Origin of the sequence: Psychrobacter sp. Pi2-1 (genome assembly GCF_904846645.1) — a bacterium.
Lineage (GTDB): Bacteria > Pseudomonadota > Gammaproteobacteria > Pseudomonadales > Moraxellaceae > Psychrobacter.
The window spans coordinates 168,718-190,854 of sequence record NZ_CAJHBO010000001.1; the positions used below are offsets into that span (position 1 = coordinate 168,718).

Below are 22,137 nucleotides of genomic sequence, written 5' to 3' on the forward strand. Positions count from 1 at the left end.
ACGTTAAGGATATAAATTGTGAAAAGTGTCGCTATAACTGCAGATCCAAGTATAAGCTCCACCCAAAAACAACCTTGGAAACTGGCCTTTGTTTTTTGTTTCTTAGTTTTATTATGTGATGGGGCTGATATCGGTATTCTTGCCTTTACCTTATCCAGCCTAAAACTAGAGTTTGCACTGACCAATGTACAAGCTGGCGCTCTAGGCAGTTGGTCCTTATTTGGAATGGCAATCGGTGGGTTCTTTGGTGGTTGGGCTTGCGACCGCTTTGGCCGAGTACGTGTCATCGTCCTGGCTACTGGCATGTTCTCTATATTGTCTGGTTTTAGTGGATTGGTGCAGAGCTATGAGCAGTTTGTCACGCTACGGGTTATTGCCTGCTTGGGGCTTGGTAGTCTTTATATCGCTACCAATACGCTTATGTCAGAGATGGTACCTACCAAACATCGAACCACCGTCCTTGCTGCATTAATGACTGGATTTACTTTAGGCTCATTGGTTATCACCAGTGTATCCGCTTGGATTATCCCTAGCTATGGTTGGCGCACACTATATCTACTGACGTTTTTGCCGATACTTTTGGCAGTATCAATGTACTTTTTAGTCCCTGAACCCCAGTCTTGGAAAGACGCTCGAGCATTAAAACTGAGCGGCGCACTAGACACACTCAAAAAAGCAGAGAACCCATACAAAGCGATAATGGAAAATCCGAAACACCGTATCATGTTTATCCTATGGTCAATGAGTTCAGGACTTTTGTTATTTGGCTATTTTGGTGTCAGTAACTGGCTACCTTCTTATCTAGAAACTGAATTGGGTATCAAGTTCAAAGAAATGGCACTGTATATGGCGGGAACGTACCTGACTATGATGTTTGCCAAAGTCGTGGCTGGATTCATGGCTGATAAAATCGGACGTAAGATAGTATTTGCCTTTGGTACGATGGGCACCGCATTATTTATCCCCATTCTAGTGTATATGCATACTCCAGAAAATATCGGTTGGTTAATGATCACCTTTGGTTTCTTATATGGTATCCCCTATGCCATTAATGCCACATATCTAACCGAAAGTTTCCCTACTGCTATCCGAGGTACTGCTATCGGTGGTGCATTTAATATTGGACGGCTTGGCTCTGTGATTGCTCCTGTTGCCATTGGTTATATGGCCATGCATAACTCTATCGGCGCAGGTTTATTACTTATGGCAGGTGCATACTTCTTATGTGGTCTTATCCCTACTTTGTTCATTAAAGAAAAGCAGTACGATCCACAACAAGCCTAACCATACCTCTTATAACGTATAACGCTACCGTTCATACCGCATAGCGAAACAATAGTTTCTCGTTATGCTATGCTGAGAATATGAAAGTAAATTGATATAATACAATTAAAGAGACAGTGGGTAACTGTGAGCTGATATTAGCTCACAGAATGCTATGAATAATAAAGTTTTGTGATTTTATAACGCTTGTATGAATTTGATTGGGGATAATAGACGACATATGACTAATGATACCCTTACCGATGAAGACGCTAACAATGAGATGCATATTGAACTGTTAGAACCCATTGCAGAGATGAGAGATAAAAACGACAGACAGTTTGTCACCGCGTTGGCTCGAGGGTTAGAGTTGCTGCGTTGTTTTACCCCGCAGCGGCCTTATCTAGGCAACCAAGATCTAAGTCAGCTGACAGGACTTCCTAAAGGCACCATTACTCGCCTGACCTATACTTTGGTCAAATTGGGATATTTAAAACAATCGACCAATAGTAGTAAGTACCAGCTTTCGACAGGGGTACTAAGCTTTGGTTATACGATGATGACTAATATCTCTATCAATAACCTTGCGACTCCTTATATGGAAGAGCTAGCAGACTATGCCAATAGTGCCGTTGCCATGGCTACTCGTGATCGACTAATGATGGTGTATCTAAACGTTGTGCAAGGCCAAGGGACGACGACTATGCAGCGCAATGTCGGCTCTTATCTACCTATTCATTTAAGTTCGATGGGGAGAGCTTGCTTGGCAAGTATGCCACCTGCTGAGCAAGAGTTTATCCTTAATGCAATTCGTAGTAAGTATAAAGATGATTGGTTAAAGATCAGACGAGGGCTAGACAAAGCCTTTCAAGACTATGAAGACTATGGTTATTGTTTTTCAATTAGTGAATGGCAAAAAGATGTCAATGCGGTAGCCATTGCGCTGATGCACCCGACGGAAGGTCTGCTTACGTTTAACTGCGGCGCACCAAGTTTTATCCTTAGTCGTACCAAACTAGAAGAAGATATTGCCCCTCGTCTACTACATATGAAAAATATGATCGAGAGTAATTTGTATATTAGCTAGTTTTTTTGAACGACTAAAAAGGTAGAGTTAAAGTTGCATTAAATCTTTCGATAATGCTCAGTAAATTTAATGCTACATTATCAGAGCCTCCGAACTAAACCAGTCAAATGCATATTGCAGCACAAATCTTGTTTGATAAGGAGTAAGCATTAAGATGCTCACTCCTTATTTATTACAGGAGATCATCTTCGTAAGATGCATACCACTGCTGAGAGCACACTTATACAAACTGCTTTAAAAAGGTTGCTTATACGCTGATTGTCAGCTATTCAAAATAAGTCGCCCCTTTTTATGTCTCATCACTCCTAGTCGCTTAAACCCTTTCAAGTCCACGCAAAAACTACCATACCTCTCATTTTATAGCTACATAACTACGACTTCAGATGAAGTTGAGTAAGTATCGTCTCTAGAGTGTTGCTAGTCTTCCGACCCTTAGCAAAAAGCTCTTAAGATTGTATTAATGGTTCAGTATCTGCTAGAAAAAGTCACCTTTCTTTAACTTTCATAAAAGTACGTAACGCTATAACTCGCTATTATCTACTTATTCAATAAAGCGACGTTCAATTCAGATACCTTTACCCATTAAATAAACACGCTTACTTATAATCAGCCTAAAAGGACCTTACTATGAAAAACTTCCACATGAAAAAAATCGCTATTAGCTCACTATTGGCCGTATCTACTTGCTTTGCTATGATCGGTCCAGCAAATGCTGCCCAACAAGTTGTCGTGGTCAAAGACAAACATCAGACAAAACAAGCTGTCGTCGTTAAAGCAAAGCCCAAAGCGAAACAAGTAGTCGTGGTTAAAGCTAAACCTAAGGCCAAGCAAGTTGTCGTAGCGAAAGCAAAACCTAAAGCCAAAAAAGTAATCGTTGTTAAAGACAAACATCCAGCACAAAAAGTGGTCGTTGTTAAATCAAAATAGATCAAGCAAGACTTATACCGTATACAGCTGATATAGAACCCGCTATATTAAACAGGGAACACCACTACCTCATCGTCTTCCTGCCATGGCTGAAACTTAGTCATGGCTTGTACAAATAACGGGTTTTCCAACCAATGTTGTAGCCACAGCTGTAGCTTAGGATAAGGCAATTCATAAAAGACATCACGATCTACATGGGCAAACTGGCGAACAAACGGCATGATACCGATATCAGCAGCCGTCACGCTATTGCCTAGTAGATACGTATTCTTAGTCAATAACGCTTCTAAATCCTGCAGAAAAACCTCACCTTTTTGTCGATATTCTATTTGAGTCATCTCAGGGTGACGATCGGCATATTTGTAGCGATCGAGCCACTGCTTAAACTCATTGTCGTTTTGTGCAATCAGTGCATTAGCCTCAGATGAAACCTTTTTATCCAGTAGTCTCTGAGGATCGTTTTGCTCAAGCGCCCACATCATGATCTCTGCACTCTCTTCAATGACGGTCCCATCCGCTAACTGTAAAACAGGCACCGTGCCTTTCGGACTAATCGCTAGCATCTGATCTGGCTTATTCTTTAACGTAATTTCTCGTAGCTCTACTGGTAACTCGGCGAATATTAGACCGAGACGAGCGCGCATAGCATAAGGACAGCGACGAAAAGAGTACAAGCGAGGCAACGAGGTATTCATAGATTCCTCCATAGTTGAATAGGAATTAAGCAATAGGTAAAAAGCAAACAAAGAAGAATTAGCAGACGCAAACCTACTGACATCGATAGTTATTAAGGCGCTGTTTAATAGGTGCCAGACTTATAGTTGGCCATAGTTTCTACCAATGACTGTGGCAAATAAGCATCTTTAATATGCGCGTGCGGATAGTGCTGCTCAATCCACGACTGATAGTTATAGACAGTTAGCGTACCACAATATAATAAATATAAAACCTGAACGCCGATGCTACGTGATAACCCCATCACGCAATGGAAATTGATAAGCGTGATGAGGCTATCCTTTACCTGACTACCCTCTACCCAGCTCTCATTATTAGCGGTTATCGCTTGTGTCTCTGCCGATTGTATCAACGCTTCAATTTGTTGAAATAGATCAATGTAGTCTTGGAGCAATACGTCACTTAATGGCTGCAAATCCAACAAAGGTAAATACAAATAATGAACTGCCGTATTCATAATGCCGTTAGCAGCTATTTCAAGATTATGGGTATGGCTAGATATCTCAGCAGCCAAATCAACAACGATTATCTGATAATGAACTAAAGGCTTATTTTTTTCTGGCGAGCATACCCAATTCTTTAAATGGGTATTGGTACCTGTTTGTGTCAATCGAGGTGAAGCAACAACTTTGACCTTGTCATTAATAGCATATGGCGTGAGTGAATACTTTTGACTTTTGGAGAAAACTTTAAAATACCAATGCCCTAAAAGTGACATGCCATTGTAAATAATAATGATTGGCGCAAACTTAATCCAAGTATGTAAGGTCAGTCGTCCGTTACTGGATTTTTGAAACCAGCATGTATCTCGCATAGGTCTAGCTTGCTGATAAGCACAAGCCAACATCGTAAAGCTGATTAACCAATATGAAGCAATAATAATGGCTAAGTTTTCTACAACTTCAGACGCTATCATACTCATATTAGCAAGGTAAAATCCTGCTATCGCTATCAACAAAAACCCTATCACCCCCAGTGTCAGATGCTTAATCACCAGTGCATTGCGGATTCGATTTGAGAGTATGAGCACCAATGCCGCCAACACTACCCCGCCGAACATATCTAACAAATGATGTTGATACGTCAACACCGTTGAAAAAGCAATCGATGTACATATGCTCACCAGTAATAATCTATAAAGCATTAAAATCCATCGTTTTTTGGACTCTACAACATCCCACAACGACACGCCAAGCAAGATGGCATAACTGACATGCAACGATGGTAGCTGATTAAATGGCTTGTCCACCAACTGCAAAAACTGGTAACCAAACTGCATCCAATCGTCAGGAATCGAACGACTGAATGAGAAACGAGCGGGATAAAAATAGAAAATCAAACAGGCAAAAATGGTCGCCAAAATTAGGCGATAGGTCAACAAAGATAACTGTATAGACGTACGTACTAAAAAAAAGCTCACTACAAATAAAACCAACGACCAGCTATAAGGAACAATCATAGCTGGAATGAAAGGAATAACGCTATCAAACGGCGTGGTTAGATTATGAACTTTCGATGGATAAAGTTTATACAGGGAGACACTATAAACAGTCGTCAAGTTGTAGAGTAGATAAAATATCGCTAACGCAAGACCTAGGTGTCTAAAACGTGTTGATAGATTTAGTAGCACCTAGTACCTCGTTTAACTATTGAATAAACATCTAGAAAAAACTTCAAAAATATAAATACATCTAAAGTTATTATAATAGCAACTTATTGTTGGCTAAAAACCATTAATACCTATTGGAAACACAGTGATTTTAAATTTATACTTGACTATTTTCCGGACTTAGAAGGGTTGAAACATGCAGTTCTTAGGGATGATAAGTCAGCAGTTAAGTCGTTTTACAGCATTGGTTATTATTTTAGCGGCCGCAGTGACATTTATAGAGCCTGCGACTTTTTCTTGGGTGACAGGTGATGCCCAAGTCATCGTTCTGGGTGTCATTATGCTCGCAATGGGTATGACACTAGGTAAAGAAGACTATAAGGTGTTGGCCCAGCGCCCGCTTGATATTTTTATCGGTTCAATTATCCAATATACTATTATGCCGATTTTAGCGATTAGCGTGGCCAGATTGTTTGATTTATCGCCTGGGTTAACACTGGGTCTAGTATTGGTTGGTACTTGTCCTGGTGGTGTGTCTTCAAATATTATGAGCTACCTTGCAAAAGGTGATGTGGCATTTTCGGTAGGTATGACCACCGTATCGACCATCATTGCACCGTTAGTGACGCCGCTTTGGCTCAATTATTTGGTTGGTCAATCTGTAGAGATGGATGGCTGGGGTATGTTCCGCTTTATGCTATTAGTGACATTGTTGCCAGTCGCTATCGGCTCTATGTTAAACATACTATTTCAAAACAAGCACTGGTTTAATGATGTACGTGCGGTGATGCCAGGCGTAGCTGTATTAGCCTTTGCCGCTATCGTCGGTGGTGTTGCCGCTGTATTTGGCGATCAGTTCTTGCAGTCAGGGCTAGTTGTTATTTTAGCCATTGCGGTACACAATATCGTCGGCTATATATTGGGTTACTACTCAGGTGCCTTATTTGGTATGAGCAAACCCAAAAAGCGCACCATATCTATCGAGGTTGGCGTACAAAATGCAGGGTTGGCCACGGGCTTAAGCACTAAGTTTTTCCCTGGCAATGCAGAGTCCGCCATCGCTGCCGCCGTTGCTTGCATTTGGCACTCTGTTTCTGGCTCTATATTAGCAAACGTATTTGCTTGGTGGGATAAACGTAAAGAGGCAAAATCTCCTACTCTTAGTGATACTAATGAGATCGTAGAGTTTGGCAAACCAGTCAAGAATAGTTGATTTTGACATAAGATAATAAACTTAAGCCGCTATGTTAGATAATTTGTCTAGCATAGGTCTATATATAAAGACCGTTCCAATCATGGGTGGCCTTATCAGAGCATTGGCCTAAGATAAAAATTCTCATCAAGCAATTACTGCCAACCTACCATCTCAATAACTACTACGTCTCAACGCTCTCAAACCACTGACCCATCTTATACCCCAACTTAATAAAGGCGATTGGCTTTAGGGCTAATCATGTCCGTGATTACTGCATATTAATGTTAGAGGTTAAATACTGGGCTAGCTGCCCATTTCTAACTATATCGACTGCTAACTAACTATATCGCCTGTTAAAGACGATACTATCTTAAGGTTCAGTTAAGGTTACTCCTTTATGATGCTTTCATGATGTTAATCGTGCTAAAAGCTTTTAACCATTTGGAGACAGCTGATGTCATTATCTATTGATAGCACTCATACCTTACAGAATGTTCTAAGTACGACCTTTTATATTGAAGCGGTTAAGCCAATGTCCATATTGGCGGCGCAAGGAATACCCTCATCCCTTTACATTCGTGCCAGCACGCAAACGCCAGTAGCAACATCGCCTACTTCATACGCTCAAAATCAAGATGCCCAAGCGTTCATCAAACGTATCTATGAGTATATCCATCACGCCCGATTAAGCTATTTTATGCCCATTTTGTTTTCAGGTTTTGCCGATATGCCATCCTATGGCGATTGGTTATCTACTGATGACAATGCGTTGCCTACATTTAAAGGCACGAGCGTTGCTATCGGTATAAAGCCTATCTGTGAAGACAAGATATTTTTAGAGCAGTATCTGAACACGCCAATACAAAACGAAATCAGCAGAGTGGCAGGCTCGCCAGTCAGTCGTCAGCGCATTTTTGAGATTGGCAATTTGGCATCAGGCTGTGCTGGTAGCGCGCGGCTTATGATAGCATTTTTGGTGTTTTATTTATCTACCCCTACCCTGAATCCTACGACTCATGAATACCAAACCAAAGCAGACTGGGTTGTGTGTACTGGCACCGATGCGGTAAGGCATATATTGGCACATATGGGTATTCGCAGTCATGTCATTGCCAAGGCCACTGCAGAAGCGCTAGAAGACCCTGAGCAAGTATCCTCATGGGGTCATTACTATCAGCACAATCCTTTAGTAGTTGCTATCAATGTGGCCGATGCTAAGCGGGTATGCGCCCCGCACTATCGCTATACCGAAACGTTAGAGATGAATGCTACCACGCGTTTGACGCTAAATAAGATAGCCGTTTAGTACGCATTCATTAGCCTACCAATAACACTGCACCACCACAAGACAGTGAGAATAATATGACACCCATTTATACCGCGATATGTCAGCATGCCCGCCAGTCATCAATGAAGGTGGCAATACAGACAATAGACAATGACAAAACGATCAGTCTGACTTATGGCCAGCTGCAACACACGTTGTCAGCGCTCCATGAAACATTAGAAACATGGCAAGGCAAGCGTGTCGCCTTATATGCGCATAATGATATAGATTGGGTCATACTCGATTTGGCATTGAGCACCGTCGGCGCGGTCGTTGTGCCAATCCCTTTATTCTTTAGTGCCACGCAAATTGCGCACTTACTACAAGATGCGCAGATAGAAACAGTATATATTGGGTCGGGTTTGACACTGCCAATCATAGATAATATGGATAACTGGGTGGCCACTGATACACCAGAGACAAACGTCATCAAGCCTGAGCAAGCGACTCACATCACAGGCAGTTTTTATCAACTTACTGACACTATTATTGACCATACCCTCTCCTCTACTGCCAGTGACTTTTGTAAAGTGACTTATACCTCAGGCAGTACGGGTATGCCAAAAGGCGTGTGTTTGGGTCAAGATACCTTGATGCGTATTGTCGAGTCGTTATCGGGTGCACTTGCTGACACCTTGACAGATGATGCTACTAACGCGCCAGAAGCCAGTGATAGTACAAGCAATTTTAGTCATTTGAGCGTGTTGCCTTTTGCCACTTTATTAGAAAACGTGGCAGGCGTCTACGTGAGCCTATATATGGGGCGCACCTTAATGACAGGGCATATTGATCAATTTGGTTTGTTATCCAATCAAGTATTTAATACCAAACGCCTGATCACAACCGTACAAGCACACGCTATCGCCAGCGTTATTTTATTACCGCAAATGCTAAAAGCCATTTGCGAGCACATGGCAGCCAATGGAACAATTAAATCCAGCGCCAATGCTGCTTTGCCATCATTAAAGTTTATGGCAGTCGGCGGCGGCAAAGTCTCTCCTCAATTATTACAAGAGGCCAGCGCCCTAAGCTTGCCTGTCTATGAAGGCTATGGTTTGTCTGAATGCGGCTCGGTGGTCAGTCTCAATACGCCAAAAGCCAATCGCACAGGCAGTGTCGGCAAACCAATGCCTCATGCATCAGTCAGCATCGCAGACAGTGGCGAAGTGATGGTTAAAGGCAATGCGATGCAAGGCTACCTAAACCATGACGATAGTAAGGATGATAATGGCATCATTGCCACAGGGGATATCGGTCATTTAGATGACGATGGCTATTTATACATCACGGGTCGACGCAAAAACGTGCTCATCAGTAGTTTTGGCCGCAATATCTCGCCTGAATGGGTAGAAGCGCAGCTTTCAACGCAGCCCATTATTTATCAGGTGGCGGTACTCGGAGATGGTGAGCCTCATTTGTCTGCGGTGATAGTCGCCAACCCCAACATGATCGCAACGAGCATTGACCCACAATCTGCGATTGCCCAAGCGGTATATGTCGTCAACCAAACCTTGCCTGACTATGCGCGTATCAAACAGTGGCATCTCGCCGAGCACCCTTTTAGCACTGACAATGAATTATTAACCGATAACGGTAAGCTGCGACGAGCACACATTTTTACCGCTTATCAATCGGTACTCGGCTTATAGCGGACACTTTCACTATTACCACAACGGACTCTGTTATTAAGTTATTAATAATATCTAGATAGAGCAAAGCCAAATAGACCAAAGGTAGCCGTTAGCCCGCATAAATTTTTACCACTTATCATTATAGGACAATATTATGCAAACCACTCTGATGACAAATGATTTGATAGCAAGCGACTTGATACAAAGCAACTTGATACAAAGCAACTTGATAAAAAGTGACATTCGCGAACTTGACACTTTTGAGGCACCAACCTCCCACGCGTCTGCCAGCGTATCTCTGCCTAAAACCGCTGATATTTTAACGGACTTAAAAACCCATGGTTGGACGTTACTTCGGGGTTATCACTACGATATCGAGACGTTTAGCCAGTTGATGAGCCGGCTCTGTCAAACCTTGACATACGACCCTGCCCGCCAAAACGTCACTTCTGAGGCGCAAAAAGTGGATGCAGGCACGCATGCTATTGGTCTGCATATCGAAAATGGCAATACGCCGATGCCGCCTGACGTTATTGCTTTTTTTAGTGAATTGAGCGCCAAAAAAGGCTCACAGACAACGATATGTGATGGACATGCGGTGTATCAAGCGCTATCACCTGAGCTAAAGGCTACCTTTAGTCAGCCGATGCGTATCAGTCGCTATTTGCCTCAAGCCATTTGGCAAAATTACGTGGCTACTGCGACCGGCAGAGCAGACGCCGATCAAATAAGCTTGGATGATTTAGAGAAATTTATCACTGCGACGACGAGCGATACATTAACGCATCACGTAGAGCCTCAGATAGATGGCGGCGTTCGGTATGTATTACAGATACCTGCCATTCGAGAGGATAACTTAAGCGGGCAATTGGCCTTTGCCAATACCTTACTTGGGCCATCATTTAATTATGAAAAACCTGAGTTCATCCTAGCCAATGGTCAACACGTTGATGATGCGCTCATAGATGAGCTGACACAGATTTGTGAGAAATACACTCAAGACATTGCTTGGCAAAATGGCGATGTGGTGATACTCGACAACAAACGCATCATGCATGGTCGTCGACAAATTGACGTACCTTTAACAGAGCGTAAATTGTATATTGCCATGGGTCTTGGCATTAGACACGGCATGAATCACTCAAACGATTAAACAGCGCCTATCGCAATAATTCGTGCTTTAGTAATCCATGCTTTAATAATAACTGTCTGACAAGGATGCAATATCATGACACCACCTAATGGTCAATCAGACCTAACACAGGCTACCCTCAATTACACCATGCTCATCGGCGCCACGGGTGGTATCGGGCAAGAGGTCGCACGGCAATTATGCGCCAATAATCGACCTGTTATTTTGGTCGGGCGTAACAACCAGACCTTGACGCAGTTGGTAGACGAGTTGACCAAAGACTATCCTAATGTCCCGCTTCTGTCTCATACTTGTGACTTAAGCTCGCAGACATCGCAGTCGCTACTGGTAGAGGGGCTGAGTGAGATGACACAAGCTCATGGCAACGTCATTGATACGGTCATACTCAACGCCGGTATCAATGACTTTGCATTACTCACGGATCAAAGTGATGACACGATCGAACAGATGATGCTCGTCAATGTGGCATATCCACTACAGCTCATAAAAAGACTGCTACCTATCTTGATAGCGCAGCATAGCCCAAGCCAAATCATCAGCGTTGGCTCAACCTTTGGCAGTATTGGCTATCCAGGTTTTAGTGCATATAGTGCGAGCAAGTTTGCCTTACGCGGCGCAAGTGAAGCGTTGGGCCGCGAGTATGCCGACACCTCAGTGAGGTTTCGCTATTTTGCACCTAGAGCCACCAAAACCACCATGAATAACGATGCCGTCGTCGCTATGAATGAGGCATTGAAAGTAAAAATGGACTCACCTGAGACAGTCGCAAAAGCATTGATTCACTTTATATCAACCAATCAAGCGCAGCAGCATTTGGGGTTTCCCGAGCGTTTTTTTGCATGGCTCAATCGATTGTTTCCCAACATCGTTGGCAACGCCATTGTCAAAGACCTACCTACCATCAAACAGTATGCTAGAAAATCATGATAATTAGTTAGGCAATTGTGGAGTGAGTTTACCTTTAAATTGCCACACCAAATAAGCGACCAATTAACGAGGTTGCCACCATGGCAAGCACGCCCCAAACCATGACTCTGGTAGTCGCAGGGATCACAGGTGCACCGCCTAGACGAGCAGAGATGATCCCTAGTAGCATCAAGCCCACTATCGTCAAAGATGACAATGACCAAACCAGTGTTTCCGCTGGTAATAGCAATATCCCAATAATGGGTAGTATCGCCCCCGCCACAAAGGATAGTCCCGAAGCCACTGAGGCATGGATGGGCTTTGCTTCACTAAGATCTGTGAGGCCAATCTCATCACGAGCATGCGCCTCCAGAGCATTGTGCTCGGTCAAGCTCACGGCGACTTGATGCGCCAAATCATGCTCAAGTCCCCGCGCCTCATAAATTTTGGTGAGCTCTAGCAGCTCACGATCAGCATTGTGTGTCAGCTCATGTCGCTCTTTATCGAGATCTGCTTTTTCGGTATCCGCTTGTGATGAGACCGAGATATACTCGCCAGCCGCCATTGACAATGCACCTGCGGTCAGCGCCGCCATACCTGTCAGCAGCAATGTCTGACTACTTGTACTAGCAGCCGCTACCCCAACCAATAGACTGGCGGTCGAAATCAACCCATCGTTCGCCCCCAGCACTGCTGCCCTCAACCAATGATTGCGATTGCTCAAATGTGCTTCGTCATGAATAGAATGATGCATAAAATCCTCAAAAAGTAGAGATGCGACTGGGTATGCCCTAGTGTAGCTGATACAGCTTAAGACAGTATGCTTTATGTCTTATAACGGTTTTGAGAGTGCGTTTTTACTGCTTGCCGTGACCACAAAGCCTGTTTCGGGTTGAAGGCGGTTGGCAAATGCTAAGGTAAGATTGTGCAGATCGGCAATTCGATTGGCAATTGACAGCCCTAACCCACTACCTATCTGTGTTTGACCGGCTGGACGATAAAAGCGTTCGCTTAGCCGCGCTAGCTGCTCTGGGTCTGCGCCCAAGCCATTATCCACCACTTTGATACTATCAATATCTAACTGCAGTTCGATCTGGCAGCCCTCTGGGCAATAGCGGATGGCATTGTCTAATAGATTGCGGATTAATAGCTTAAACAACACTGGATTGATAAGAATCGGCAAAATATCGGCAGGATTATCGCAGTGTACGGTACGTTTTAATTGAATGTGTTTTTCACGCGCTAAGCGGTTGACGTCGCTCAGCACAGTATCGGTGAGCATCAGCCAGTCTGGACGTTCTAATTGCTCAGGAGGCAACTGCTGTTGCGGTTCTATTTTGGCTAAAACCAATAACTGATCGACCAAATGGGTGGCGCGCTCTATACCATCGCTGATTTTTTGCGTGTGATAAAACAGTTGACTGTCGTTTTCTATACCAGACAGCTGTAATAGCTGCTGCTGCAAAAGATCAGCTTGTAGTTTTAAGGCAGCCAGTGGGCTACGCAGCTCATGAGAGGCGTCAGCGGTAAAGCGTTGTTCACGTGCTAAGGTATCTGCCACTTTGACAAACAATACGTTTAACGCGGTCACCAAAGGCTGAACCTCTTGTGGGACGTCTGCTGTGATCGGACGATCGTCTTGCGGCTTGCGCTGTTCTACCTCAGAGCTAATCTGACTTAATGGCATCAGTCCGTGTCGTATCAATCCGATAGTCAAGATCATTAAGGAAAGCAGCCCAATTAACATCGGCAGTACTTGTACAGACATCGCTTCAACAATCATTTCTCTACGAGAGGCAAGGCTTTGACCAATGGCAATCACACGCTCCTCACTCATATCATCGCTACGATAGTCCTCATGCGCATAAAACAACCGCCAGCGTTTGCTAAACGGGTTTAGACGCTGATAAGTAGCGTTGTCCTCTTCTACAAAACCGCGCTGATCTGGCAAAAAAGAAAACGACTGTCCGTTTTCATCAGCCGCCAAGAGATGTCCCTCTTTATCCCAAATGGCAAAGCCCATGTAATCATCTTCCGCATCACCCAGATCCCCTGACAGCGCTTTACTGTTTAAATTATATATTTTGGCGACAGGTTTCCTATTGTGATCTGTCTCATTATTATGGTTGCGGTCACTTTGCTCATCGTTATCAGCAGAGATGCCCATCAAGTAACGAACCACTTGGGTGATTTGTGTGTCATTCATCTCATTGATCTCGTGCCACAACCGCCAAGCAATAAAACTCGACGTGATAAGCCATAGCAAAGGCAGACCCATGAGTAAGGAGATGAACAGTCGCTGCTGGATACTTTTCATAAGCTCACATGTTGCTCATATATGGTTTGTATATTGAAAGCCAAAGTTAATATAAATATATTAATGGTTATGTGCTGGATTGAGATAGTAGCCGATGCCGCGTTTGGTTAAAATAAAGTCATTGCCCAGCTTTTTGCGTAAATGATGGATATGCACTTCTATGGCATTACTCTCAATATCCTGCTGCCAGCCATAAAGCTTGTCCTCTAAGCTTGCGCGGCTGTGAATCTGTTTGGGATGGGTCAGCATTTGCTCGAGTATGGCCACTTCTTTGATGGTCAGCTCTACGACTTGCCCTTGATAAGAAACCTGATGATTGTGAGGCCAATACGCGACGTAGCCATAACGAATCTCAGGCTGGCTACGTCCTTGACTGCGCCGTATCAATGCTTGCAGACGTGCAACCACTTCGTCTAGTGCAAATGGCTTGACCAGATAATCATCGGCGCCCGCATTGAGTCCAGCCACACGGTTGGCAATCGCGTCGCGAGCGGTAATGATCAATACGGGTGTGTCTAACTGTTTGTAGCGCCAATTTTGTAGCACCGTCATGCCATCACCTCTTGGCAAGGTCAAATCAAGTAGCACCGCATCAAACATATCCTCTTGCAGTGCCATCTCACCTTGCTTAGCATCACTGAACCAATCGACCATCATGCCATGGCTTTTTAGTCCAACAACCAGACCTTCAGCAATATTGCTATCGTCTTCTATTAATAGTATGCGTGCCATGACTGTCCTATTACGTTATGTATCCTGCTATCTTTTTTGTTTTATTGTGGGCGACGCGTCGTCACCGTTTTATCACCCGTTATCATCGATTTAATCAGGTTTTGCCGCTCCCAGTAGCTCATGGCAATCGCAGAGATAATATGCAACGGCACCAGCAAGTATAAACTATTGGCCAGTATTCCATGGATTTCTTCAAGGATATCTTTACTGCCGAAAATTTTTGCTTCCATCAGATAGCCACTGATACCCAAGCCAATGATCACCGCCCATAACGCAAACATCATAATAGCAGCCAGTGGATTATGACCCAGATGCTGCTCATCTGTACGGCGAATACTTAAATCAGATAAGTGATGTTTAATACGAGACGGCGTAGGGAAAAAGTCACTAAAACGTGCATAACGTGTGCCCACAAATCCCCAAAGTAGACGGATAACCACTAACCCTACCACGGTATAACCGACATATTGATGCAGTTCACTGCCGTCCTCGGTAAAAAACAAATTGGCTGTGATACCCGCCGCCACTGTCCAGTGAGTCACTCTGACCAAAATATCCCAAACTCGTACTTGTCGAGTTTTAGGAGTATTTGATAATGATATATCAGGCTCGTGCATCGGATTGATTGTGCTGTGTTGGGTCATGGCCGTCACTCCTTTAGTGGTTCGTTTGTTTTTGGCTATATGATTATTAAATATCGAATCTAGGCGAGATAGCGCTAGTAGACTGAACATCACATCGTCTGCTCTACCGCTATTACAACAAACAAACCTTAAGAGGAGCTTAGGAAACTAAGAAATCGAACTTTGAGATAATAAATAATCTATCTGACATTCATAGATGATTAAAAGTACATTTAAAAATAAGAAATTGAGTAGGCAAAAATACTATCGGCAATATAAACAACACTTTTATAACCTTAACCTAGAAATATATTTAGCATTAATTCCGTAATAATATTGATAATGAAAATGATTATCAATACAATAGACATTCAATCCGCACGCTGGAAATATTCATGCAACTGTCTCGCTTATCTGCTGCTTTGTTTCGTCTTAACTCTCTGAATGTGTCTGGCTCTTCTCTACGATTAGCGTCCATACCCTCACGCCTAGTATCGACGAAATCGCTACCTCTAAAATCACTATGTTCAGTCATCATACTAACCACAAGTCACTCGGCATGGGCGCTAGTAGATGATGCAGATACTCAAACCACCCCTAATGTGGTACTGGACACTATCGTCGTGACCAGTAGTGCTGATGCGTCAGCAGATGGGCTACCTAGCGCCTATGAAGGTGGACAGGTGGCGACAGGCAGCCGCGTCGGACTTTTGGGCAATCAAGACATCATGGACACGCCGTTCTCTACCACCTCATATACCAATGAATATATCACCAATCAACAAGCACATAGTGTGGGCGATCTACTCAAAAAAGATCCTACTGTTCGTGTGGCAAGAGGTTTCGGTAACTTTCAAGAAGCCTATTTTATGCGTGGGTTTGTGACCACCTCAGATGACACGATGTTCAATGGTCTATACGGCATCTTACCAAGACAGTATATTGCAACTGAATTGTTCGAGCGCGTCGAAGTACAGCGCGGTGCCTCAGCGATGCTAAATGGCGCGGCACCGAGTGGTGGTAACGCAGGCGGTACTATCAACCTGTTACCCAAACGAGCGGATAATGAGCCACTACGTCAGCTAACGCTTGGTTATGGTCAAGGCGACCAAGGTAAGGTCGCAGTAGATGTCAGTGATCGCTTTGGTAACGATGATGCTATTGGTGTTCGTTTTAATGCTGCTTATCAAGATGGTGACAGCGCTATCGACGATGAGTCGTCGACCTTGGGTTTGGCTGCCCTTGGTTTAGACTATAGAGGAGATCAATATCGTCTATCAGCCGATTTGGGCTGGCAAGACAATAAACTATCAGAGACTCGTCCTAGTGTGACGCTTGCTGGCGTCTCTGATGTACCAAAAGCACCAGACGGCTCAAAAAACTGGGCGCAACCTTGGAGTTATTCAAACGAAGAAGATGTCTTTGGTACGATTCGCGGAGAATATGATTTTAATGACAACATCACTGGTTATAGTGCCTACGGTATCAGACATGGTGATGAGGACAACTCGTTAGCCAACCTTACAGTATCTGACGCAGATGGCACTGGCTCAACCTACCGCTTTGACAATGTTCGAGAAGATAAAGTACAAAGTGCTGAGCTTGGTCTGCGTGGTCAATGGCAAACAGGTAAGATTGATCACAACTGGGTATTAGCCGCCGATCTTTATGATCAAGAAGAAAAAGGCGCTTACGCTTTTGACTTTGGTAACCAACTCGCGACCAATTTGTACCGCCCGACAGATTATGACAATGCTTGGTCAGATACCGCTTTCTTTGGCGGACGTTTTGATGATCCTAAGCGAACGAGTGAAACTCAACTACAGAGTTTTGCGCTCGCAGACACGTTCTCACTGTTTGATGACAAGCTAAAAACTACAGTAGGCGTACGTCATCAAAATATCAAAACAACCAGCTATGACTACAATACCCAAGCCAAAACAGCTAGCTATGATGAAAGCGCATGGACACCAAGCGTCGGTGTCGTTTACCAGCCAACGATGGACTGGTCTGTATATGGCAACTATATTGAAAGTCTTGCCAAAGGTGCCGCTGCTCCATTGGTTGATAATTCTGGCAATGCCATAACCAATGCAGGACAAAACCTAGACCCCTATGTAAGCAAACAAACTGAGCTGGGTGTGAAATACGACAATGGCGCAATCGGTAGTAGTTTTGCCATATTCCATACTGATGAACCGCGTGCTTATATCAACAACTCAAATACGTTTACTGCTGCTGGAGAAAATCGCCATCAAGGTGCTGAGCTAACTGTCTTTGGTAGTCCAAGCGAAAACATGCGCCTCAATGCTGGTGTTACCTATTTAAGTGCTAAGCAAAAAGATACTGGTGATAGTGCATTAGATGGCAATCGAGTGATTGGTGTGCCTACCTTACAGAGCAATGTCAACCTAGAGTATGATTTGGCCGCCGTTGAAGGATTAACTTTAACGGGCGATATTATCCATACAGGTGCGCGTTATGCTGATGCCGCCAATACCTTAAAAGTTGATGGCTATACTACCCTAGATTTGGGTGCTCGCTATCGCACTATGCTGGCAGGACAAGACGTTACTCTAAAAGGTATGGTGACCAATGTCACAGGTGAAGACTACTGGCAATCTGTAGGTGGATTACCAGGCTATGGCTATCTAAATGCGGGTGAGCCAACGGCCTTAAAAGTATCGGCAACGTTCGATTTTTAAGCTTTATTAGTAGGCTTTATTAGCTTCCATAAAAGGGGTTAGGCGCGACCTAATCCCTTTCTGCTATCAAAAATTTATTTTATTACTGAGTTACTATGTCTTCTCGTACCACAGCGTCTTCTCATACCACAGCGTCCTCTCGTACGACCGCTTCTTTATATCATATGATTTGGGCGAATTATCGTCTGCCTTTTCTCAAAGTCATTCTGCTAAATTTGGTCAATGCCGCTGTCAGCGTCGGTATTATTGCCTATATCAATCATACCTTTATTAGTCAGCCAGTATTTGACACTTTATCTTGGCTCAGCTTGGGGCAGTTCTCCCTGCTGGTACTGTTACTGCTGATGACGACGTTTTTGTCGCAATATGCTTTGACTCGATTGGGACATCGATTTGTCTATGAGCTTAGAACCAAATTGGTCAAACAAATCATCGATACTACCGTTCCTCAGATAGACCATTTGGGTAGCGCACGCTTACTTGCCAGCTTATCCTCAGACATTCAATCGATTACCGTTGCTTTTGTCCGTATGCCAGAGCTGGTACAAGGTATTATTTTATCTGTTGGCGTTGGGCTATATTTGGGCTGGCTGTCGTTGCCATTATTGTTCATTGTGATGTTTTGGATTGTGATGACGATTTGGATAAGTACTATATTGGTCAAGCATGTCTATACGCATTTGACCGAATTGAGAGAGATCAATGACGCGTTATATCAGGACTATCAGTCGATAATAGAAGGTCGTAAAGAGCTGGCTCTTAACCAGCACCGAGCAGAAAAACTGTATACAGATGATTTCTTGGCTCATGCTAAATCGTATGAGAAGACCGTGACCAAGTCTGATACTTTTCATTTATCAGCGGTGAACTGGTCCAATATCATGATGTTCGCATCGATTGGTATCGTGTTTGCAGTGGCCAATTATCTTGATATACCGATGGGAGTTGCCACTACTTTTTCTTTGACGATTTTGTTTATGCAGTCGCCGCTTCTACATGCGGTTGGTGCTTACCCAACATTGCAGACCGCTCAAGTTGCACTAGAAAAGATACAGTCTTTAGAATTGGCCGAGCATCAGCCAAGCTTTGCGACAGACACGGTTGCACAGGACTGGCAGTCCATAACTCTGAATAATATCAATTATCGCTATGTAGGCAGTAGTCATAGTAGTCATGCACCAGACACAGCAGTTAATGATAATGATAATGGTCAAAATAGCGATAACAGTGATAACAGTGATAACAGTGATAACAGTGATAACAGTGATAACAGTGATAACAGTGATAACAATCAGAACCCTTCCAATAATATCTTAAAGTTCGTCAATTTAACCTTGCAACGAGGTGACGTGGTTTTCTTAATCGGTGCGAATGGTAGCGGTAAATCCACCCTTGCCAAAATCATTACTGGTATCTTTACTCCTACTACAGGAACGGTACAAGTCGATGGACAAAGCGTTAATTCAGAGAACAATGCCGATTTTAGACAGCTGTTTTCTGCGATTTTTAGCGACCAGCATTTATTTAAGCAACTGATTGGAATTCAAGGCAATGAGCCTGATGCGGCTCTAGTGTCTGACTGGCTGCATAAGCTCAATCTACAAGAAAAAGTAAGTGTGTCTGACCATAAACTCTCTACAGATAAGTTGTCGCAAGGTCAGAGAAAACGCTTGGCCATGCTAATCGCTGTCGCTGAACAAAAGGACATATTACTGCTCGATGAGTGGGCAGCCGACCAAGACCCTGCTTTTCGTCGCGTATTTTATCAGACGCTCATCCCTGAGCTAAAAGCCATGGGTAAGACATTGTTCATTATTAGTCATGATGACGGTTATTTTGAGCATGCTGATCGATTATTACTGATGAAAGAAGGCCGTCTCATTGAGCTAAATGCCGAAGAGCGACAGCGTGCCAGCAAAGATGCCATTGCTATGCTTAAGTAAGCAATGCTTTAACTACTAGCATGGACCGAGCTATTTCAAGCCCATAAAACGTTTGATCAACTTTAAGCTAAGTAGCAGTTAATCTGAGCAGTTTTCGAAATAATCCGTTCTTAAAATCAGCAATTTTTAAGCAAAAAATGGAGCGCCTTACTATAAGACGCTCCTTTACTATGTTGAGAACAACGATATCTTACCGTTCGCTTATTTTAACAACTTCTGCAAAAACCCAACTCGAGAAATCACCAAGAAGTCTAATAGCGCGATAGCTATAATCGCGATAATAGCAGTCGGGAATATGATAGCCACCACTAACAAGGGAATAGCAAGTGGCCACCAGACGGAAACATCTGAGCCGCGAGCTGGTGGGTTTAATCCCACGCTATCGTTTGCATGACGAGGGCGACGCTGCCACCACATGATATAGCCACTGACACAAATAGCGATTACTGCTAGGCAAAATAGTACATTAGCCAGTACGCTCCACCATCCGAGCGTGCCCATATGCAGCGCGATACCAGCCGCCATAAACTTACCAAACGCATTATAGTCGTCAAAATGAATATCAGCCAACACATTACCCGAATAGCGGTCGATATGTACCGTACGATCTGCTGTCGGACTTTTCATATCATAGCTCATTGAATCTTGGCTAATGGTCCAGACGCCTGTACTACCTTGTGGTAGGTTCAATTGATAACGCCCTTCAAAGCCGATTTCACGAGCGTAGCGATCCACTGTATCAATCATGATAGGTATATTGGCGGCGATACCATCTTTACCCATGGTCGTGCCTGACACAGGCATTGGCGTCAGCTCAAGTACCCAAGGAACTTCTTTGGTGTCGCTTGAGTTTAGGGCACTGCCATGTGTGGGTTCTTCAGTATGTGATTCAGACGCTGCCGCACCATGTACATGCGGCGCTGGTGTAGACTCTTGCATAGCAGCGTGTTGACTGTGATCAATCGATACAGGAACAGGTGCAACGCCCCACTTACCCGCAGGAAACTGGCTCCATGCTTGCACCACTCTTTCGCCCCATACACCTGCCCATGCCATACCTGATATACAGAAAAACAGTAGCAGCACAGATATCCAACTACCCAATGTCGCATGAATCGTACGGATAAAAGAGCGCTTTTTCTTATTGGTTACCCTTTCACTAGGTATCAACATCGCTTTGACTGATTTACGTTTTTGCCACCACAGATACCAACCAGACAAAATCATTAAAATGGTTAATGATGCCGCCGTTTCTAACAAATAATCACCGACTTTGCCAATCAGCAAATCACTGTGAATATCATTGAACGTACTATAAAGACCACTACTGGTAGGCACACTTTGGACGATATCGGCTGTATAGGGGTTGACTGCCACCATATTGTTTTGGTCGTCTGATTTTATCTGAAATAAAGCCACCGTATCGGTATCACGAGGGGCGATATATTTAACCAGTGTGCTATCAGACAAGGTGCTCAGCGCGTTCTTTGCTTGAGTAGAGACAGGTGCTTGAACCGTAGACTCTGGCACGATAACCGTTAAGCGGTCGTTATCACGTCCTACTGTGTTGGACATAAACAGCATACCGAGCGCCGTTATCGCTAAGACAATTAAAAAGGGAGCAACAAAAATGCCTGCATAAAAATGCCAACGCCACACTGTGAAATAGCGTTGGTTATTGGTGGATTGGTTGGAGGGTGTGTCCATAAATGTGACCTTAAACAATCTTTGGTTGCTCAATAAACAACGTAAATCTATCGATAATAGTGATGTATCTGCTTGCAAGGCCAATCTTAAAAAGTCTCGCAAAGAACTAGGATGACGCCGTATGATGACTGCAATACAGCGATGTAAAAATCCTACTGTAAATAATTGTATTCAGAATGCTGCTGCATAATACGAGAAAAATCTGACAAAAACCATCGTTTAAAATACATCGCTCCAAATAGTAAATCTGCATGGCTCTATTCGCAATACTCTGTCT

17 protein-coding genes are annotated in these 22,137 nt (G+C 43.7%); 10 read left to right on the forward strand and 7 right to left on the reverse strand.

Going from position 1 to position 22,137, the window contains the following annotated elements:
- The first annotated feature begins 18 nt into the window (after positions 1 to 18).
- From JMX91_RS00630 to JMX91_RS00640, 3 genes are all read left to right on the forward strand, one after another.
- Positions 19 to 1,284 (forward strand): MFS transporter, encoded by a 1,266-nt coding sequence (locus JMX91_RS00630; RefSeq protein ID WP_201547212.1) that lies wholly within the window; start codon positions 19 to 21, stop codon positions 1,282 to 1,284.
- Between the two features lie 220 nt (positions 1,285 to 1,504).
- Positions 1,505 to 2,350 carry an IclR family transcriptional regulator gene (locus JMX91_RS00635; protein WP_101204500.1) on the forward strand — a complete coding sequence of 282 codons (846 nt, stop codon included), beginning with the start codon at positions 1,505 to 1,507 and terminating at the stop codon, positions 2,348 to 2,350.
- Between the two features lie 627 nt (positions 2,351 to 2,977).
- Positions 2,978 to 3,277, forward strand: a complete 300-nt coding sequence (locus JMX91_RS00640) for a hypothetical protein (RefSeq protein WP_201547213.1) — start codon at positions 2,978 to 2,980, stop codon at positions 3,275 to 3,277.
- 47 nt (positions 3,278 to 3,324) lie between these two features.
- On the opposite strand, the gene JMX91_RS00645 is transcribed toward JMX91_RS00640, so the two are convergent.
- Together JMX91_RS00645 and JMX91_RS00650 are read right to left on the reverse strand one after the other, a co-directional pair.
- Positions 3,325 to 3,972, reverse strand: a complete 648-nt coding sequence (locus tag JMX91_RS00645; protein ID WP_201547215.1) for a glutathione S-transferase — start codon at positions 3,970 to 3,972, stop codon at positions 3,325 to 3,327.
- A 104-nt stretch (positions 3,973 to 4,076) separates the two neighbouring features.
- Positions 4,077 to 5,642 carry a phosphatase PAP2 family protein gene (locus JMX91_RS00650; protein WP_201547217.1) on the reverse strand — a complete coding sequence of 522 codons (1,566 nt, stop codon included), beginning with the start codon at positions 5,640 to 5,642 and terminating at the stop codon, positions 4,077 to 4,079.
- Positions 5,643 to 5,817: 175 nt separating this feature from the next.
- Here JMX91_RS00650 and JMX91_RS00655 point away from each other — a divergent pair, with 175 nt between their 5' ends.
- From JMX91_RS00655 to JMX91_RS00675, 5 genes are all read left to right on the forward strand, one after another.
- Positions 5,818 to 6,834, forward strand: a complete 1,017-nt coding sequence (locus JMX91_RS00655; protein WP_201547218.1) for a bile acid:sodium symporter family protein — start codon at positions 5,818 to 5,820, stop codon at positions 6,832 to 6,834.
- Between the two features lie 436 nt (positions 6,835 to 7,270).
- Positions 7,271 to 8,122, forward strand: coding sequence for a thermostable hemolysin (locus tag JMX91_RS00660; protein WP_201547219.1), 852 nt, complete (start codon positions 7,271 to 7,273; stop codon positions 8,120 to 8,122).
- Positions 8,123 to 8,178: 56 nt separating this feature from the next.
- Positions 8,179 to 9,792: an AMP-binding protein gene (locus JMX91_RS00665; protein WP_201547220.1), complete on the forward strand. Its 1,614-nt coding sequence runs from the start codon at positions 8,179 to 8,181 to the stop codon at positions 9,790 to 9,792.
- A 136-nt stretch (positions 9,793 to 9,928) separates the two neighbouring features.
- Positions 9,929 to 10,927 carry a TauD/TfdA family dioxygenase gene (locus JMX91_RS00670; protein ID WP_227679191.1) on the forward strand — a complete coding sequence of 333 codons (999 nt, stop codon included), beginning with the start codon at positions 9,929 to 9,931 and terminating at the stop codon, positions 10,925 to 10,927.
- 75 nt (positions 10,928 to 11,002) lie between these two features.
- Positions 11,003 to 11,854, forward strand: a complete 852-nt coding sequence (locus tag JMX91_RS00675) for an SDR family oxidoreductase (RefSeq protein WP_227679192.1) — start codon at positions 11,003 to 11,005, stop codon at positions 11,852 to 11,854.
- Between the two features lie 34 nt (positions 11,855 to 11,888).
- Here JMX91_RS00675 and JMX91_RS00680 read toward each other — a convergent pair whose 3' ends face one another.
- From JMX91_RS00680 to JMX91_RS00695, 4 genes are all read right to left on the reverse strand, one after another.
- On the reverse strand, positions 11,889 to 12,587 hold the full coding sequence (locus tag JMX91_RS00680; RefSeq protein ID WP_201547221.1) for a VIT family protein: 699 nt from the start codon (positions 12,585 to 12,587) through the stop codon (positions 11,889 to 11,891).
- A gap of 78 nt (positions 12,588 to 12,665) precedes the next feature.
- Positions 12,666 to 14,150: an ATP-binding protein gene (locus tag JMX91_RS00685; RefSeq protein WP_201547222.1), complete on the reverse strand. Its 1,485-nt coding sequence runs from the start codon at positions 14,148 to 14,150 to the stop codon at positions 12,666 to 12,668.
- Positions 14,151 to 14,210: 60 nt separating this feature from the next.
- Positions 14,211 to 14,882 (reverse strand): response regulator, encoded by a 672-nt coding sequence (locus JMX91_RS00690; protein WP_201547223.1) that lies wholly within the window; start codon positions 14,880 to 14,882, stop codon positions 14,211 to 14,213.
- A 41-nt stretch (positions 14,883 to 14,923) separates the two neighbouring features.
- Positions 14,924 to 15,526: a cytochrome b/b6 domain-containing protein gene (locus JMX91_RS00695; RefSeq protein ID WP_201547224.1), complete on the reverse strand. Its 603-nt coding sequence runs from the start codon at positions 15,524 to 15,526 to the stop codon at positions 14,924 to 14,926.
- Between the two features lie 374 nt (positions 15,527 to 15,900).
- Between JMX91_RS00695 and JMX91_RS00700 the strand changes: the two genes are divergently transcribed.
- Together JMX91_RS00700 and JMX91_RS00705 are read left to right on the forward strand one after the other, a co-directional pair.
- Complete coding sequence (locus JMX91_RS00700) at positions 15,901 to 18,210, forward strand: TonB-dependent receptor (RefSeq protein WP_201547225.1); 2,310 nt, start codon at positions 15,901 to 15,903, stop codon at positions 18,208 to 18,210.
- 95 nt (positions 18,211 to 18,305) lie between these two features.
- Positions 18,306 to 20,153, forward strand: a complete 1,848-nt coding sequence (locus tag JMX91_RS00705; RefSeq protein ID WP_201547227.1) for an ATP-binding cassette domain-containing protein — start codon at positions 18,306 to 18,308, stop codon at positions 20,151 to 20,153.
- A gap of 201 nt (positions 20,154 to 20,354) precedes the next feature.
- Here JMX91_RS00705 and JMX91_RS00710 read toward each other — a convergent pair whose 3' ends face one another.
- Entirely contained in the window at positions 20,355 to 21,860 is a 1,506-nt protein-coding gene (locus JMX91_RS00710; protein WP_201547229.1) for a PepSY-associated TM helix domain-containing protein, read from the reverse strand.
- Between the last annotated feature and the right edge of the window lie 277 nt (positions 21,861 to 22,137).

What these genes read in the sequence shown, in the direction of transcription:
- JMX91_RS00635 (WP_101204500.1), top strand. Translation starts at nt 1,505, where the DNA reads ATGACTAATGATACCCTTACCGATGAAGACGCTAACAATGAGATGCAT.
- JMX91_RS00640 (WP_201547213.1), top strand. Translation starts at nt 2,978, where the DNA reads ATGAAAAACTTCCACATGAAAAAAATCGCTATTAGCTCACTATTGGCC.
- JMX91_RS00645 (WP_201547215.1), bottom strand. Translation starts at nt 3,972, where the DNA reads ATGAATACCTCGTTGCCTCGCTTGTACTCTTTTCGTCGCTGTCCTTAT.
- JMX91_RS00655 (WP_201547218.1), top strand. Translation starts at nt 5,818, where the DNA reads ATGCAGTTCTTAGGGATGATAAGTCAGCAGTTAAGTCGTTTTACAGCA.
- JMX91_RS00660 (WP_201547219.1), top strand. Translation starts at nt 7,271, where the DNA reads ATGTCATTATCTATTGATAGCACTCATACCTTACAGAATGTTCTAAGT.
- JMX91_RS00665 (WP_201547220.1), top strand. Translation starts at nt 8,179, where the DNA reads ATGACACCCATTTATACCGCGATATGTCAGCATGCCCGCCAGTCATCA.
- JMX91_RS00670 (WP_227679191.1), top strand. Translation starts at nt 9,929, where the DNA reads ATGCAAACCACTCTGATGACAAATGATTTGATAGCAAGCGACTTGATA.
- JMX91_RS00675 (WP_227679192.1), top strand. Translation starts at nt 11,003, where the DNA reads ATGACACCACCTAATGGTCAATCAGACCTAACACAGGCTACCCTCAAT.
- JMX91_RS00680 (WP_201547221.1), bottom strand. Translation starts at nt 12,587, where the DNA reads ATGCATCATTCTATTCATGACGAAGCACATTTGAGCAATCGCAATCAT.
- JMX91_RS00685 (WP_201547222.1), bottom strand. Translation starts at nt 14,150, where the DNA reads ATGAAAAGTATCCAGCAGCGACTGTTCATCTCCTTACTCATGGGTCTG.
- JMX91_RS00690 (WP_201547223.1), bottom strand. Translation starts at nt 14,882, where the DNA reads ATGGCACGCATACTATTAATAGAAGACGATAGCAATATTGCTGAAGGT.
- JMX91_RS00695 (WP_201547224.1), bottom strand. Translation starts at nt 15,526, where the DNA reads ATGACCCAACACAGCACAATCAATCCGATGCACGAGCCTGATATATCA.
- JMX91_RS00700 (WP_201547225.1), top strand. Translation starts at nt 15,901, where the DNA reads ATGCAACTGTCTCGCTTATCTGCTGCTTTGTTTCGTCTTAACTCTCTG.
- JMX91_RS00705 (WP_201547227.1), top strand. Translation starts at nt 18,306, where the DNA reads ATGTCTTCTCGTACCACAGCGTCTTCTCATACCACAGCGTCCTCTCGT.
- JMX91_RS00710 (WP_201547229.1), bottom strand. Translation starts at nt 21,860, where the DNA reads ATGGACACACCCTCCAACCAATCCACCAATAACCAACGCTATTTCACA.